The 14,671-nt window shown below is 72.8% G+C and carries 15 protein-coding genes; 5 read left to right on the top strand and 10 right to left on the bottom strand.

The features are described from left to right. Positions 1 to 91 precede the first annotated feature (91 nt). Positions 92 to 2,149, top strand: coding sequence for an acyl-CoA dehydrogenase family protein (locus AC0OLQ_RS28900; protein WP_484528870.1), 2,058 nt, complete (start codon positions 92 to 94; stop codon positions 2,147 to 2,149). A gap of 39 nt (positions 2,150 to 2,188) precedes the next feature. Here AC0OLQ_RS28900 and AC0OLQ_RS28895 read toward each other — a convergent pair whose 3' ends face one another. The 8 genes from AC0OLQ_RS28895 to AC0OLQ_RS28860 form a co-directional block, all read right to left on the bottom strand. After that, on the bottom strand, positions 2,189 to 2,356 hold the full coding sequence (locus tag AC0OLQ_RS28895; RefSeq protein WP_357341456.1) for a hypothetical protein: 168 nt from the start codon (positions 2,354 to 2,356) through the stop codon (positions 2,189 to 2,191). A 9-nt stretch (positions 2,357 to 2,365) separates the two neighbouring features. Next, positions 2,366 to 2,971: a hypothetical protein gene (locus AC0OLQ_RS28890; RefSeq protein WP_484528869.1), complete on the bottom strand. Its 606-nt coding sequence runs from the start codon at positions 2,969 to 2,971 to the stop codon at positions 2,366 to 2,368. A 48-nt stretch (positions 2,972 to 3,019) separates the two neighbouring features. Beyond that, the gene (locus tag AC0OLQ_RS28885) at positions 3,020 to 3,412 is read right to left on the bottom strand and encodes a Fur family transcriptional regulator (RefSeq protein WP_357341454.1); all 393 of its coding nucleotides are present in this window, start codon (positions 3,410 to 3,412) and stop codon (positions 3,020 to 3,022) included. Continuing rightward, on the bottom strand, positions 3,409 to 3,711 hold the full coding sequence (locus tag AC0OLQ_RS28880; protein ID WP_091319318.1) for an ArsR/SmtB family transcription factor: 303 nt from the start codon (positions 3,709 to 3,711) through the stop codon (positions 3,409 to 3,411). The genes AC0OLQ_RS28885 and AC0OLQ_RS28880 overlap by 4 nt, the downstream gene beginning before the upstream one ends. Positions 3,712 to 3,754: 43 nt before the next feature. Next, positions 3,755 to 4,627: a metal ABC transporter permease gene (locus tag AC0OLQ_RS28875; RefSeq protein ID WP_484528868.1), complete on the bottom strand. Its 873-nt coding sequence runs from the start codon at positions 4,625 to 4,627 to the stop codon at positions 3,755 to 3,757. After that, positions 4,627 to 5,388 (bottom strand): metal ABC transporter ATP-binding protein, encoded by a 762-nt coding sequence (locus AC0OLQ_RS28870; RefSeq protein ID WP_357341451.1) that lies wholly within the window; start codon positions 5,386 to 5,388, stop codon positions 4,627 to 4,629. The genes AC0OLQ_RS28875 and AC0OLQ_RS28870 overlap by 1 nt, the downstream gene beginning before the upstream one ends. After that, positions 5,385 to 6,326 carry a metal ABC transporter substrate-binding protein gene (locus AC0OLQ_RS28865; protein WP_484528867.1) on the bottom strand — a complete coding sequence of 314 codons (942 nt, stop codon included), beginning with the start codon at positions 6,324 to 6,326 and terminating at the stop codon, positions 5,385 to 5,387. The genes AC0OLQ_RS28870 and AC0OLQ_RS28865 overlap by 4 nt, the downstream gene beginning before the upstream one ends. A gap of 71 nt (positions 6,327 to 6,397) precedes the next feature. Continuing rightward, positions 6,398 to 6,655, bottom strand: a complete 258-nt coding sequence (locus AC0OLQ_RS28860) for a DUF6703 family protein (RefSeq protein WP_484528866.1) — start codon at positions 6,653 to 6,655, stop codon at positions 6,398 to 6,400. A gap of 27 nt (positions 6,656 to 6,682) precedes the next feature. On the opposite strand from AC0OLQ_RS28860, the gene AC0OLQ_RS28855 reads away from it, so the two are divergent. From AC0OLQ_RS28855 to dusB, 4 genes are all read left to right on the top strand, one after another. Further along, positions 6,683 to 7,024: an antibiotic biosynthesis monooxygenase family protein gene (locus tag AC0OLQ_RS28855; RefSeq protein ID WP_484528865.1), complete on the top strand. Its 342-nt coding sequence runs from the start codon at positions 6,683 to 6,685 to the stop codon at positions 7,022 to 7,024. 142 nt (positions 7,025 to 7,166) lie between these two features. Beyond that, a complete protein-coding gene (locus tag AC0OLQ_RS28850; RefSeq protein WP_357341546.1) occupies positions 7,167 to 7,661 on the top strand; it encodes an Rv0361 family membrane protein in 495 nt (164 codons plus the stop codon). 115 nt (positions 7,662 to 7,776) lie between these two features. After that, positions 7,777 to 9,156, top strand: a complete 1,380-nt coding sequence (locus tag AC0OLQ_RS28845; RefSeq protein ID WP_357341447.1) for a glycine--tRNA ligase — start codon at positions 7,777 to 7,779, stop codon at positions 9,154 to 9,156. A 51-nt stretch (positions 9,157 to 9,207) separates the two neighbouring features. Beyond that, on the top strand, positions 9,208 to 10,380 hold the full coding sequence (dusB, locus tag AC0OLQ_RS28840) for a tRNA dihydrouridine synthase DusB (RefSeq protein WP_484528864.1): 1,173 nt from the start codon (positions 9,208 to 9,210) through the stop codon (positions 10,378 to 10,380). A gap of 65 nt (positions 10,381 to 10,445) precedes the next feature. Here dusB and AC0OLQ_RS28835 read toward each other — a convergent pair whose 3' ends face one another. Continuing rightward, a complete protein-coding gene (locus AC0OLQ_RS28835; RefSeq protein WP_484528863.1) occupies positions 10,446 to 11,096 on the bottom strand; it encodes a C39 family peptidase in 651 nt (216 codons plus the stop codon). Positions 11,097 to 12,648: 1,552 nt separating this feature from the next. Next, positions 12,649 to 14,388, bottom strand: coding sequence for a beta-N-acetylhexosaminidase (locus AC0OLQ_RS28830; protein ID WP_484528862.1), 1,740 nt, complete (start codon positions 14,386 to 14,388; stop codon positions 12,649 to 12,651). Positions 14,389 to 14,671: the final 283 nt, after the last annotated feature.

Below are 14,671 nucleotides of genomic sequence, written 5' to 3'. Positions count from 1 at the left end.
GCGCGCGAGGCTACCCCTGGGTAACACCCGGGGGTAGCGTCGTTTTCGTCGCACGTCGACGCAGCCGGACCGAGGTCTCCAGGAGGCAGCCGTGACCACGACACAGAACAGCCGACCCGACCCCGCCGGCCACGGCGGCCCGACCGGGCGGGTGGCGCCGATCGACGACCCCAGGCCGCCGGCCGGCACGCCCGCCGCGGTCGACACCGCCGGCGGCGCCGGGCCGCTGCCCAGCGAGGCCGGCCAGGTCTCCGAGAAGGAGGCCCGGCAGGTCGCCGAGGCGGCCCGCGAGTCGGCCTGGGACAGGCCCAGCTTCGGCAAGGAACTCTTCCTCGGCCGCTTCCAGCTCGACCTGATCAACCCCTGGCCGCGCACCGACCCGGCGGAGGTGGCCCGGGCCGAGGAGTTCCTCGGCGCGTTCGGGGCGTACCTGGACTCCGAGGTGGACGGTGCGGCCATCGAGCGCGACGCGCGCATCCCCGACGAGGTGTTCCAGGGGCTGGCCCGGCTCGGCGCCTTCGGCATGAAGATCGACCGGAAGTACGGCGGCCTCGGGCTGAGCAACCTGCACTACTGCCGGGCGCTGATGCGGGCCGGCTCGGTGAACCCGTCGATCGGCGCGCTGCTCTCGGCGCACCAGTCGATCGGCGTGCCGCAGCCGCTCAAGATATTCGGCACGCCCGAGCAGAAGCAGCGCTTCCTGCCCCGGCTGGCCGCCGGCGAGGTCTCCGCCTTCCTGCTCACCGAGCCGGACGTCGGTTCCGACCCGGCCCGGCTGGCCACCACCGCCGAGCCGACCGAGGACGGCACCGGCTACCGCCTCAACGGCGTGAAGCTCTGGGCCACCAACGGCACGGTCGCCACCCTGCTGGTGGTGATGGCCCGGGTACCGGCCGCGGAGGGGCGGCGCGGCGGCATCACCGCCTTCGTGGTGGAGGGCGACAGCGAGGGCATCACCGTCGAGCGGCGCAACGCCTTCATCGGGCTGCGCGGCCTGGAGAACAGCGTCACCCGCTTCCACGACGTCTTCGTGCCGAAGGAGAACGTGATCGGCGGCGAGGGCAAGGGCCTGAAGATCGCACTGACCACGTTGAACACCGGCCGCCTCTCGCTGCCGGCCATGTGCGTGGGCGCCGGCAAGTGGGCGTTGAACGTGGCCCGGGAGTGGGCCGCCGACCGGGTCCAGTGGGGCCGGCCGGTCGGCGAGCACGAGGCGGTCGCCAAGAAGCTGGCCTTCATCGCCGCCACCACGTACGGCATGGAGTCGATGCTCGACCTCTGCTGCCTGCTCGCCGACGACGACCGCAACGACATCCGGATCGAGGCCGCGCTGGTGAAGCTCTACGCCAGCGAGATGGCCTGGAAGATCGCCGACGAGCTGATCCAGATCCGGGGCGGACGCGGCTACGAGACGGCCGATTCCCTGGCCGCCCGGGGCGAGCGCCCGGCCGCGGTCGAGCAACTCCTGCGCGACCTGCGGATCAACCGGATCTTCGAGGGCTCCACCGAGATCATGCACCTGCTGATCGCCCGCGAGGCGGTCGACGCGCACCTCTCCGTGGCCGGCGACATCATCGACCCGGACGCCGGGCTGGGCCGCAAGGCGAAGGCCGGCGCGCGGGCCGGCGTCTTCTACGCCAAGTGGCTGCCCACCCTCGCGGTAGGCAAGGGTCAGGCGCCGGGGGCCTACCACGAGTTCGGCCCGCTCGCCGGCCACCTGCGGCACGTCGAGCGGACTTCCCGCAAGCTGGCCCGGTCCACCTTCTACGCGATGTCCCGCTGGCAGGGGAAGATGGAGCGCAAGCAGGCGTTCCTCGGCCGGGTCGTGGACATCGGCGCGGAGCTGTTCGCGATGTCGGCGGTCTGCGTCCGGGCGGTCGCCGAGCGCGCCGAGCACCCGGAGAACCTGGAGCTGGCCGACCTGTTCTGCCGGCAGGCCCGGCTGCGCGTCGATGAGCTGTTCACCGGGCTGTGGTCCAACACCGACGCGCTGGACGTGGCCGCCGCCAAGCGGATCATCGCCGGCCGGTACGCGTCCGTGGAGGAGGGGGTGGTCACCCCGCCCGCCGACCAACCCTGGGTGGCTCGCTGGCAGCCGGGTCCGTCCACGGCGCAGGACGTCCGCCGCCGCATCCCGCCCGCCGAGTGACGGTTCGGGGCCCCCGCCGAACGGGCGGGGGCCCGCCGGTCAGCGGGCGACCGCCCAGGCGATCACCCCGGCCAGGATGAGCCCGTTCAGCCCGGCCAGCACCAGGTACGCGGCCGGCGGGATCCGGCGGCCCTTGCGGACGTAGCTCACCAGCACGCCCGCGTAGATCAGCAGCAGGACCGCGACGACGATCAGGAAGTACAGCACCGGCACACCCTACCGGCCGGTGCGCAGCCCGAGTCCGCGCAGCTCCAGTGCGGCGAGCGCGTCGACCGTCGCGTCGTCGCCGCGGCGCCACGCCTCGGCGACGTCCGGTGCGATCCGGTTCAACTTCGCCAGGGGCTGTCCGGCGAGCGCGCGCAGCGCCAGCAGGTCCCGCCCGGCCGGGGCGCTCGCGAGGGCCTTCGCGGCGCCGGCCCGGCGCATCCAGCGCACCCGCAGCGGCAGCCAGCCGAACAGCACCAGCCCGAGGGGGAAGACCAGCACCGCGATGGTCAGCGCCAGGGCCAGCTGGCCGACCAGTTCCTGCTGGTCGCGGCCGGCCTCGGCGACCGCGCGGGCGGCTTCGGCGGCCTTGGTGAAGGGGGCGGTCAGCTCGTCGCCGACGATCGGCACCCGGCCGACCTTGCCGCCGGCGTCGGCCAGGTTGTCGGCGAGCCCGCCGCCGGCCCCCTCCAGCTTCCGTCCGGGTACGGCGAGCTTCTCGACGAGGTCGTGCAGCCAGAGCGCGAAGCGGATCGCCGCGTACACCCAGACGACCACGAGCAGATCGGTGAGGAGCTGGCGGAGGGCGGTCGGAAAACGGTCGGCGTAGATCTTCACGCCGGACAGCGTGCCACGGCCCGGCCGCGCGGGCACGGGTCGGTTTTCTCAGCCGGCGCAGGCCGGGCAGGTGCCGAAGATCTCCAGGGTGTGGCTGACCTCGGCGTAACCGTGTTCGGCGGCGACCCGCTCGGCCCAGCTCTCCACCGCCGGGCCGGCCACCTCCACGGTCCGGCCGCAGGCCCGGCAGACCAGGTGGTGGTGGTGGCCCTCGCTGCACCGCCGGTAGAGGTGCTCGCCGCCGGGCGGGCGCATCACGTCGATCTCGCCCGCGTCGGCGAGGTTCTGGAGGGTCCGGTAGACGGTGGTCAGGCCGACCCGCTCGCCGCGCTGGCGCAGCATGGCGTGCAGCTCCTGGGCGCTGTGGAAGCCCTCGACCTGGGCCAGCAGGGCGCTCACCGCGCTCCGCTGCCGGGTGTTGCGCAGTGCCCCCTCTGTCACGACGGGCCCTCCCCGGCGTGGCTGACCGCGTCCGCCACGATGTGCGCGACGTGCTCGTCCACCAGGGCGTACGCGATCTCCCGGCCGCGCCGCGAGCCGCGCACCACGCCGGCGCCGCGCAGCACCCGCAGGTGCTGAGAGACCAGCGGCTGTGGGGCGCCGAGCTTCTCCACCAGCTCGTGCACGCAGCGCTCACCCTGGGCCAGCTCGCTCACGATCGCCAGCCGGATCGGCGCCGACAGCGCGCGCAGCAGGTCACCCGCGCCCTCGAAGGCGTCGTACCCGTTCGTGACCGTCACCCCGTAACGGTAACCAATGCCAGCAGCGCCGGCCGGGACGGCCTCACCGCAGGACCACCTCGTGCTCCGTCGGCTCGGCCACCGGCACGGCGGCCGGGCGGGTCCGCCGGCGCAGCGCCCGGCGGCCGGCCGCCAGCAGCGCCACCACCAGGAACGAGCCGATCGCCAGCAGCACCACCGAGGCGCCGGGCGCGGTGTCGGCGGTGGCGGCCACCCAGACCCCGGCGCCGGCCGCGAACAGCCCCAGCGCCATGGCCGCCGCCATGGTGCTCCGGAAGCCCCGGGTCACCTGCTGGGCGGTGGCCACCGGCACCACCATCAGCGCGCTGATCAGCAGCACCCCGACCGCCCGCATGGCGATGGTCACGGTGACCGCGGTGCCGACCGCGAGCAGCATGTTGAGCGCCCGTACCGGCAGGCCGGAGACCCGGGCGTACTCCTCGTCGTGGCAGACCGCGAAGAGCGCCGGGCGCAGCACCAGCATGGTCACCAGGATCGCCACGCCGAGCACCCCGATGGTGACCAGGTCGGTCGGCGACGTCGTGGTCAGCGACCCGAAGAGGTACGCGTTGAGCGACCCGCTGCTGGCGTCGGAGAGCCCGACCAGCATCACGCCGCCGGCGATGCCGCCGTAGAACAGCAGCGCCAGGGCCAGGTCCCCGGAGGTGCGTCCCCGGGAGCGGACCAGTTCGATGACGATCGCGCCCAGCGTGGCCGCGACGACCGCGACCAGCACGGGGGAGCGGTTGAGCAGCAGCCCGGCGCCGACGCCGGTGAGCGCCACGTGGCCGATGCCGTCGCCGATGAGGGCCAGCCGGCGCTGCACCAGGTAGATGCCGAGCGCCGGGGCGGCCAGCCCGATGACCAGCGCGCCGACCAGGGCGCGCAGCATGAAGTCGTACTGGAAGAGGTCCATCACATGCTCCACAGCCCGGCGGGCTCTTCGTCGCAGTGCGGGTGCACGTGGTCGTGGCCCGGCTCGGCGTGGTGCCCGGCCGGTTCCGGGACCGCGCCGTCGTGGCAGATGCCGCCCTGGTGGACGACGACGGCCCGGCGGATGAGCGGGCGCAGCGGCCCCAGCTCGTGGGCGACCAGCAGCACGGTGCCGCCGCCGTCCCGGAAGTCGCGCAGCGCCGTGGCGAACGCCTCCTGGCTGGCCGCGTCCACCCCGGCGGTCGGCTCGTCGAGCACCAGCAGCTCCGGCCGGCCAGCCAGCGCCCGGGCGATCAGGGTGCGCTGCTGCTGACCGCCGGAGAGGGTGGCGACCGGGTCGCCGGCCCGGTCGGCGAGCCCGACCGCGCGCAGCGCCGCGGCGACCGCCTCCCGGTCGGCCCGCCCGGGCAGACGCAGCACGCCCCGGCGGGCCAGCCGCCCGGACGCCACCACCTCGCCCACCGTGGCGGGTACGCCGCTGCCCGCGCCGAGCCGCTGCGGGACGTACCCGATGCGGTGCCACTGCCGGAAGCGGCGCTGCGGCGTGCCGAAGAGGGTGACCGACCCGGCGCCCAGCGGCACCAGGCCGAGCACGGCGCGGATCAGCGTCGACTTGCCGGAGCCGTTGGCGCCGAGCACGGCGACCACCTCTCCGGCGGTGACGGTCAGCGAGACGTCCCGCAGCACCGCCCGGCCGTCGTAGCCGACGGCGGCGTGCGCGACCTGGATCACGGGTTCGGTCATGAGCAGTCCAAGGCGGTCCGCAGGGTCTGGAGGTTGGCGCGCATCGCCGACAGGTAGTCGCCGTCGGCGGGTGGGCCCTCGATCGGGTCGAGCATCGCAGTCCGCGCCCCGACCTCCCGGGCCACGGTCTCGGCAACCTTCGGGCTGACCAGCGTCTCGAAGAAGATGGTGGTGGCCCCGTGCTCCCGGGCCTCCTTCGCCACCTCGGCGAGGCGCTGCGGGGAGGGCTCGGCGTCCGGGCTGAGCCCGGTGATGCCGACCTGTTCGAGCCGGTAGTGCTCGGCCAGGTAGCCGAAGGCGGTGTGGCTGGTCACGATCTCCCGGCGCTGGCAGGTGGCCAGGCCCCGGGTGTAGTCGGCGTCCAGCCCGGTCAGCTCGGCGCGCAGCGCCGCCGCCCGGGCGGTGAAGTCGGCGGCCCGGCCCGGGTCGACCTTGCCGAGCCGCTCGGCGAGCCGGTCGCCGACGGTGGCCAGCCGGGTCGGGTCCAGCCAGAGGTGCGGGTCCTTGCCGCCGCTCTCCTCCTCGTGGCCGGCCTCACCCTCGTGCTCGTGGCCGCCGGCGGTGGCGTCGAGCAGCGGCTGCACGCCGGCGACGTCGAACGCCCGGTCGCCGCCGTTCTGCTCGACCGCCTCGTCCACGGCCGGCTGGAAGCCGGCGAGGTAGACGATCAGCTCGGCGTCGGCCACCTGGCCCACCTGCCGGGGGTTGAGCTCCAGGTCGTGCGGCTCGGCGCCGGGCTTGGCCAGGTTGGTGACGGCGACCGCGTCGCCGCCGATCTTCTCGGCGAGGAACTGGAGGGGGTAGAAGGCGGCCACCACGTCGACCCGGTCCGGGTCGCTCCCGCCGCCCCCACCGTCCGAGCAGGCGGCGATGCCGCCCAGGGTGAGCAGGGCGGCGGTGGCGACGGCGAGGGCACGCGGAGCTGAGCGGACGGTCATGTCTCCAACTGTCCGCGATAACGAAATTGATTGTCAAAAACGCATGATTGCATGTCTGCGCAGGTCAACGGTCAGAGCAGCTTCGCCAGCGCGACCGCGATCAGCAGCGTCAGCAGCAGCAGCCGCAGCACCCGGGTCGCCGGCGCCTGCACCGGCCAGGTGACCGTCATCAGCCACACCAGCCCCGCGGCCAGCGCCAGCAGCACGACGCCGCCCACCGCGCCGGGCGCGAAGAGCCCGACCAGCACCAGTACCAGCGCGGCCAGGAACACCGTCGTCGGGTTGAGCCGGACCAACCGGGCCAGCACGGGACTCTGCGTACGCTGCATGCCACAGACTCTACGAGGAGGAACCCGGTGCTGGTCACCAACCGGTTCGTGGTGGACGCCGACATGGCGGACGAGTTCACCCGGGAGGCACACGCCGCCCTCGCCGCGCTCGCCGCCCGCCCGGGCTACCTGCGGGGCGAACTGCTCCGGGCGCTCGACGACCCCGCCCACTGGTGCCTGCTCACCGAGTGGGAGTCGGTCGGGGCGTACCGCCGGGCGCTCGGCGGCTTCGACGTCAAGGTCACCGCGGTGCCGCTGCTCGCCCGGTCGGCGGACGAGCCCTCGGCGTACGAGACACTGGCCAGTGCCGCGCCGGACGGCGAGATCGTCGTGGTGGCCAGTGATCGGGCCGCAGGCCCTTACCGCTGAGGCCGGGGGCACTACCCTGGCGCGTATGACCGCTCCCGGGCCGGCCGCCCCACCACCCCCGCCCGTGCCGTCCGGCGTGCCGTCGGTGCCGGGGCCGCCGTCCGAGCCGGGCATCCCCGCGTCGCCGCCCGGCGTGCCGCCGGTGTCGCCGGGCGAGCCGGGCGTCCCCGCGCCGCCGCCCGGTCCCGGCGTCGCTCCGCCGTTCGCCGCCCCGCCCACCGAGGGCGGCCGGGCCCGGCTCTGGCTCGGCCTCGGTGTCGGCGGGCTCGCCCTGCTGCTCTGCTGCGGCGGGGGCGGCGCGGCCGTGGTCGGGCTGGCGGTGAGCAACGTGCAGGCCGTCGAGGAGCAGGGCCGGGCGGTCACCGACGACTACTACCAGGCGCTCGTCGCCAAGGACTGGTCCAAGGCGTACGACCAGCTCTGCGACGACCTCCGGCGGCGCGAGTCCCGGTCCGAGTTCGAGCAGCGGGTCGCCACCGAGCCGCGGGTCTCCGGCTACCGAGTGGGCGAGGTCGACACCGCCACGCTGACCGTGCCGGTGGACGTGACCCTGGCCGGCGGTAAGCGGGAGGCGCAGACCGTCACGCTCGCGCCGGACCAGCAGACCGGCGGCATGGAGGTGTGCGGGGTGAGCTGACGGGGCCCCGGTATTCTGCTGGGCTCGGGACCGCGGTGGTCGTACCGTTGTCCCGAACCGTCCGGTTCCACTCACATCGCCCCCGCCGACCGCCAGCCGGCGTAGGAGGAAAAACATGCCAGCCGACCGTATCGACGCCGTCGTCAGCCTCGCCAAGCGCCGAGGCTTCGTCTTCCCCTCCAGCGAGATCTACGGGGGCACCCGGTCGGCCTGGGACTACGGTCCGCTCGGCGTCGAGCTCAAGGAGAACGTCCGCCGGCAGTGGTGGAAGACCATGGTCCAGCAGCGCGACGACGTCGTCGGCCTGGACTCCGCGGTCATCCTGGCCCGCAAGGTCTGGGAGGCCAGCGGCCACATCGCCGAGTTCGTCGACCCGCTCACCGAGTGCCAGTTCTGCCACAAGCGGTTCCGCGCCGACCACCTGGAAGAGGCGTACGCCGAGAAGCACGGCAAGCCGCTGACCTCCCTGCAGGAGCTGAACTGCCCGAACTGCGGCAACAAGGGCACCTTCACCGAGCCGAAGATGTTCAACGGCCTGATGAAGACCTACCTGGGCCCGGTGGAGAGCGACGAGGGCCTGCACTACCTGCGACCGGAGACCGCCCAGGGCATCTTCGTCAACTACAAGAACGTGGAGACGGTCGCCCGCAAGAAGCCGCCGTTCGGCATAGCGCAGACCGGCAAGTCGTTCCGCAATGAGATCACCCCGGGCAACTTCATCTTCCGCACCCGCGAGTTCGAGCAGATGGAGATGGAGTTCTTCGTCGAGCCGGGCACCGACGAGAAGTGGCACGAGTACTGGCTCTCCGAGCGCTGGAACTGGTACCTCGACCTGGGCCTCTCCGAGGACAACCTGCGCTTCTACGAGCACCCCAAGGAGAAGCTCTCCCACTACTCGAAGCGCACCGTCGACATCGAGTACCGGTTCCAGTTCGGCGGCACCGAGTTCGCCGAGCTGGAGGGCATCGCCAACCGGACCGACTTCGACCTGTCCACGCACAGCAAGCACTCCGGCGTCGACCTGTCGTACTTCGACCAGACCAAGGGCGAGCGCTGGATGCCGTACGTGATCGAGCCGGCCGCCGGCCTCACCCGCGCGGTGCTGGCCTTCCTGCTCGAGGCGTACGACGAGGACGAGGCCCCGAACACCAAGGGCGGCGTGGACAAGCGCACCGTCATGCGCTTCGACCCGCGGCTGGCCCCGGTCAAGGTGGCGGTGCTCCCGCTGTCCCGCAACGAGGCGCTCTCGCCGAAGGCCAAGCAGCTCGCCGCCGACCTGCGTAAGCGCTGGGTGGTCGAGTTCGACGACTCGCAGGCCATCGGCCGCCGCTACCGGCGGCAGGACGAGATCGGCACCCCGTTCTGCGTCACCGTCGACTTCGACACCCTCGACGACAACGCGGTGACCGTGCGGAACCGGGACACCATGACCCAGGAGCGCATCTCCCTGGACCAGGTGGAGCGCTACCTGATCGAGCGCCTGCCCGGCTGCTGACGCTGGTCAGGGGGCCCCGACCGGTCGGTCGGGGCCCCGTACACTTGTCCGGTGACCGCCCCGACCCTGCCCGCGCTGCGCCCGCTGACCCTCGGCCCGCACGAGGTGTGGCCGCCGGTGGTGCTCGCGCCGATGGCCGGGATCACCAACGTCGGCTTCCGCCGGCTCTGCCGCGAGCAGGGCGGCGGCATCTACGTCTGCGAGATGATCACCACCCGGGCGCTGGTCGAGCGGAACCCGAAGACGCTGCGCATGATCGCCTTCGGCGCGGACGAGCAGCCGCGCAGCCTCCAGCTCTACGGCACCGACCCGGAGATCACCGCCGCCGCCGTGCGGATCGTGGTCGAGAAGAACCTCGCCGACCATATCGACCTCAACTTCGGCTGCCCGGTCCCCAAGGTCACCCGGCGCGGCGGCGGGTCGGCCCTGCCGTGGCGGCGCCGGCTCTTCGCCCGGCTGGTCCGGGCCGCGGTGGACGCCGCGTCCCCCGCCGGGGTGCCGGTCACCGTCAAGATGCGCAAGGGCATCGACGACGACCACCTGACGTACGTCGAGGCCGGGCTCGCCGCCCAGGATGCCGGCGTCGCCGCGGTCGCCCTGCACGGGCGTACGGCCGCGCAGCGCTATTCGGGCACTGCCGACTGGGACGCCATCGCCACCCTCAAGCAGGCGCTCGACGTGCCGGTGCTCGGCAACGGCGACATCTGGGAGGCCGACGACGCGCTGCGGATGGTCGCCCACACCGGCGTCGACGGCGTGGTGGTCGGCCGGGGCTGCCTGGGCCGGCCGTGGCTCTTCGCCGACCTGGAGGCCGCCTTCAACGGCCGTGACGAGCGGCGGTTGCCGAACCTCGGCGAGGTGGCGGCGACCATGCGGCGGCACGCAGAGCTGCTGGTCGACCAGTTCGTGGCCGGCGCCCGCAACCCGGCCCGGGGCGAGCGCGATGGCTGCACCGACTTCCGCAAGCACGTCGCCTGGTACCTCAAGGGCTTCCCGATCGGCAGCGAACTGCGCCGCTCGCTCGCGATGATCGACAGCCTGGCCCAGCTCGACGACCTGCTCGGCAAGCTCGACCCGGCCGTGCCGTTCCCGGTGGAGACCTTGGGCCAGCCGCGCGGCCGGACCAACTCCCCGGGCAAGGTCTTCCTGCCCGACGGCTGGCTGGCCAGCCGGGACGACGACACCCCACCGGACGGCGCCGAGCTGGACGACTCCGGCGGCTGACGCGCGAGAAGGGCCCGACCCCTGGTGGGGTCGGGCCCTTTCGTGTTGCTTGTTGTGCTGGTTCGTCAGGAGGTGCTGTAGCCGCGGGTGGCGATCCAGTCGGCGAGGTTGTCCACGCTCATCCGGTAGGAGGCCATGTTCGGGTCGGCGGAGTCCGCGATGGTCACGGTGTGGCCGTTGTCGCGGTAGCCGATGACGCTGATGTAGTGGCCGCCTTCGAAGGAGTGGGTGTTGCCGTCGGTGTCGGTGGCGGTGCCGGCGATGTTGGCGACGATCGCGCGGCCGTCGTCGACGGTGCGGACGATGTCGGTGCGCAGGGTGTCGGTCTGCTTGTCGTCGGCCTTGCCGTCCCGGATTTCGACGGACCGGTAGTGCTTGCCGGTCTCCTTGTTCAGGACGGGGGTGATGTCGTTGATGCTGTTGGTGCCCGCCTCGGTGGTGCCCATTTCCTTGGCCATGGCGTCGACGTCGATGTTCTTGCCGAGCACGCTGATGGCGTTGCGGGCGGCGGCGGGGCCGCAGTAGTAGAAGTTCGGCTGGGCCTCGTAGCGGACGTCCAGCTCCCGCTCGCCGTGACCCTTACGGTCGGTGCTGACCTGGGCGGCCTTCTCGGCGGGGGTGGCCTGGGCGGCGATCGCGGGGCCGGCGATCCCACCGGCGGTCGCGGCGACACCAGCGGCGGTCAGAACGGTGTTACGCAGCAGATCGGTACGCATGATGAGTGCCTCTCTGTCGGGGGTGTCCAGCACACGCAAAGGGGTGCGCGTGCGGCTGAAAGTCTTTGGAGACGCCCGGCGATCAGGGGTGACCTGCTCGGGCGGTCCGGGGGTGTAACCGTCGACGGCGGGGAAGCGATTCCCACGGCCAGGTTCCGACGTCCCGGGGGGATGTAACGACCGGGGGCCGGGGGTGATTCCCTGGCTCACCGGCTCGGACCGGTGGTGCGCGGTCCGGGGGATGTAACGACCGGGGCTGGGAGGTCATTCCCTCGGCTGACCCGGTGCGGTGGACCCGGTGGTGCGGGGTCCGGGGGATGTAACGACCGTGGGGGGCGGCCATTCCGACCGGAGCCGCCTCACCCTCGGAAGGGGCGGGGTGCTGCGCGGTCTGCCATGTTCAACGACCCCGCCCCCGGCTGATTCCGCCCCGGCAGTGGCGCCGACCACCCCCACGGCACCGGCGGAAACCGGGCATCCGGCCACCACCAGCCCATTGCGCACCGGACATCCACCCCAGGCGGCGCAGGCCGGCGCGGACTCTGATCGGGCACTTTGCGCACCGGACATCCACCCCAGGCGGCGCAGGGCCGGCGCGGACTCTGATCGGGCACTTTGCGAACCCGACATCCACCCAAGGCGGCGCAGGCCGGCACCGACTCTGATCAGGCACTGATCGAGCACCAGGGTCGAATCGGGACTCACCCAGGCCGCCCCGCATCACGCACCCGGCATCACGCACCGGCCATTACGTACCTGGCATCGGGCGCCCGGCATGACTGCGCGCACGGTGAGTGCGGTGCGGCGACTGACAAGGGTGAGTGGGCGAGCGGCGAGCGGCGAGCGGCGATTTCATGATCGACGAAGCTTTGGCCAGCTGAGATGGCGACCTCGTCCGGAGCCGACGCACTCGGCGGCCGCAACCGGACGGGGCAACCAACCGCGATCTTGGACAGTTTTCGTTCGCTACGAACGGAAACTGTCCAAGATCTGCGCCGGTGTCGTTGCGGGTGCCGCCGCCCAGACCCCGGCCACGACGCAGCCGCCACCGGCCCGGGCCCCGCCGACCTCCCCGAAACGCCGCCAACGCCAGCGCCGCCCCAAAACCTCTTGATCAACGCCGAGGGGAGTCGGGCGACGGCGCCGGGTGGCGAGCGCTTGGGTGATCATGAGGTTAGCTGGTTGGTTTGTCCCGGTTCGGGGGGGCTAACTTCATGATCACCGCAGAGGGTCCGGGGCTGCCGCCGCCGAGCACGCCGGTGACCACACCGGGGTGACTGCGTCACGGACGGGCCCGTTCTGGGACGCAAACCTCTTGGTCAACTCGCGAGAGCGCGGGCAGCTTGGCGGGGTCGGGGAAGCTTCCCCCGGCTCGGCCGTCTCGTCAGCGGGTTACCGCCGTCCAGCAGCGGTCGCAGAGGGGCCCAAGCGGACATTCCCCTCAGGTCGAACCGCTTCAACGTGGTGAGTGGAACGCCATGTGTGTCTCACGGGAGCGGAGACACACATGGCGTTCCACCGAAGCGTCGGACGCGCGTGGCGGAGGTAGGTGTCAGTGGGTGTCGGCGGTGGTGTCGCGGCTGGGTTGGGTGGGGATGGCGGGCGTTGTGGGCCAGGGGACGTCCGGGGAGGGGTGGAAGGTGATGCCGGCGGCCGTCCAGCGCGGGCCGTGGCCGGCTAGCCGCTGGCGGAAGCCGGCCCAGTCGTCCGTCGAACGGGGCGACCAGCCGAGTTCGGCGACGGCGGGCAGGCGGGGGAAGAGCATGAACTCCACCTCGGTGAGGGTGGTGACCGATTCGGTCCAGAGCGGCGCCTCGACGCCCAGCACCGCCTCGGCCGGTACGCCGGTGAGGTGCGTCCCCGGATCCCAGTCGTACGCCCGCCGCACGTCGATGAGGCCGGCCCAGTCGTGCCCGATCGGGGTGTCGGCGGTGTACTTCATGTCCAGGTAGACGCGGTTGCCCGGGGAGAGGATGAGGCGGGCGCCGCGGCGTACCGCCTCGGCGGTTTCCGGGTCGTCGCCGTTGGTGCCCCACCACTGGAGCACCCGTCCGTCAACGTGCCCGGCCGGGGCGAGCTGGTGCCAGCCGACCACGGTCTTCCCGGTCGCCGCAACCAGGGTCTGGGCGCGTTCGACGAAGGCGCGGTAGGTGTCGGCCGGCACCTTGAACGCCTCGTCGCCGCCGAGGTGCAGCCACGGGCCGGGGGTCAGGGCGGCCACCTCGCCGACCACGTCGGCGACGAAGGCGTACGTCCGCTCGTCGGCCGGGTCGACGTAGCTGAAGCCGACCTCGGTGCCGGTGTAGGGCGGCGGCGGGATCTTGCCGGGCGCCAGCTCCGGGTAGGCGACCAGGGCCGCGTTGGTGTGCCCCGGCAGGTCGATCTCCGGCACCACGGTGACGTGGCGGCGGGCGGCGTACGCGACGATCCGCCGGTAGTCGGCCTGGGTGTAGCAGCCGCCGGGGCCGCCGCCCACCTCGGTGGCCCCGCCGACCTCGGCGAGCCGGGGCCAGGAGTCGACGGCGATCCGCCAGCCCTGGTCGTCGGTGAGGTGCAGGTGCAGGTGGTTGAGCTTGTACCGGGCCAGGTGGTCGACCACCCGCAGCACGTCCTCGACGGGGAAGAAGTGGCGGGCCACGTCGAGCATGGCGCCCCGGTAGGGGAAGCGCGGTCGATCGACGATCGTGCCGCCGGGCACCGCCCAGCGCTCGGCGACCGGGGCGGCGCCGTCGATCGCGGCGGGCAGGAGCTGCCGCAGCGTCTGCGCGCCGTGGAAGAGGCCGGCGGCGGTGGTGGCGGTGATCCGCACGCCGTCGCGGGTCACGTCCAGGCGGTAGCCCTCGTCGCCCAGCCCGCCGGGCAGGTCGGCCGCGCTGGCAGCCGCCGCGCTGGGAGCCGTCTCGACGCGCGCTGACGCGGCGGAGGAAGATGCCGTGCCTGCGGCGGACAGGGTGAGCACGAGCGCGTCTGCGGGCGCGGTGTCGGCGACCGGCAGTGGGTAGCCGGTGGCCGGGCGCAGCCACTCGGCGAGCTGCTCGGCGACGTCCCGGGCACCGGGGCTGACCTGGATCACGGCGTCCGAGGGCAGGGTGAAGTCGGCCGTCGGGTCGGGGAGCACCTGCTCGGGCGCGGGCACCACGTCGCCCAGGCCGACCGGAGACGGCGGGGCCAGGAGGTCGCCGGCCCGTCGGGCGGCGGTGCGGGCCAGCTCGGCGGCGGTCGGCTGGCGGCCGGGGAGGCGGTCGAGCGGCTCGGGACCGCTCTCGATGGGGGAGGCGGGGGTGGTCGGCACGGCGACGGCTCCGGGGTGTATTTGCGCGGGATATGGCAAAGGTCAGGTTCAGCAGAACCAGTGCCGTCAAGAGTACGAGGGGAATCGGAATTGCGTGATAGTGCGCGTGGAAGCGTTCCCAAAAACCGGTACGGACGCGGATAGTGGTGACCGTTGTGCCGATTGTCACCGAACGGTCCCAGGCCACCCGAACTTCGCTTAACCTTCGCCCACCGATCGCTGACGACGCCGGGATTACCGGTGGTCGCTCCCGGGGTATGTCCGAACTGAACCTTCGTTAAGT

The organism is Micromonospora sp. Utrum1, from assembly GCF_057197805.1.
The sequence above is the reverse complement of the archived record's forward strand: the minus strand, read 5'-3'. Positions and strand labels throughout refer to the sequence as shown.

Excerpts from the sequence above, each read along its gene's own strand:
- AC0OLQ_RS28870 (WP_357341451.1), bottom strand. The coding sequence starts at position 5,388 with ATGACCGAACCCGTGATCCAGGTCGCGCACGCCGCCGTCGGCTACGAC.
- AC0OLQ_RS28835 (WP_484528863.1), bottom strand. The coding sequence starts at position 11,096 with ATGCGTACCGATCTGCTGCGTAACACCGTTCTGACCGCCGCTGGTGTC.
- AC0OLQ_RS28865 (WP_484528867.1), bottom strand. The coding sequence starts at position 6,326 with ATGACCGTCCGCTCAGCTCCGCGTGCCCTCGCCGTCGCCACCGCCGCC.
- AC0OLQ_RS28860 (WP_484528866.1), bottom strand. The coding sequence starts at position 6,655 with ATGCAGCGTACGCAGAGTCCCGTGCTGGCCCGGTTGGTCCGGCTCAAC.
- AC0OLQ_RS28875 (WP_484528868.1), bottom strand. The coding sequence starts at position 4,627 with ATGGACCTCTTCCAGTACGACTTCATGCTGCGCGCCCTGGTCGGCGCG.
- AC0OLQ_RS28845 (WP_357341447.1), top strand. The coding sequence starts at position 7,777 with ATGCCAGCCGACCGTATCGACGCCGTCGTCAGCCTCGCCAAGCGCCGA.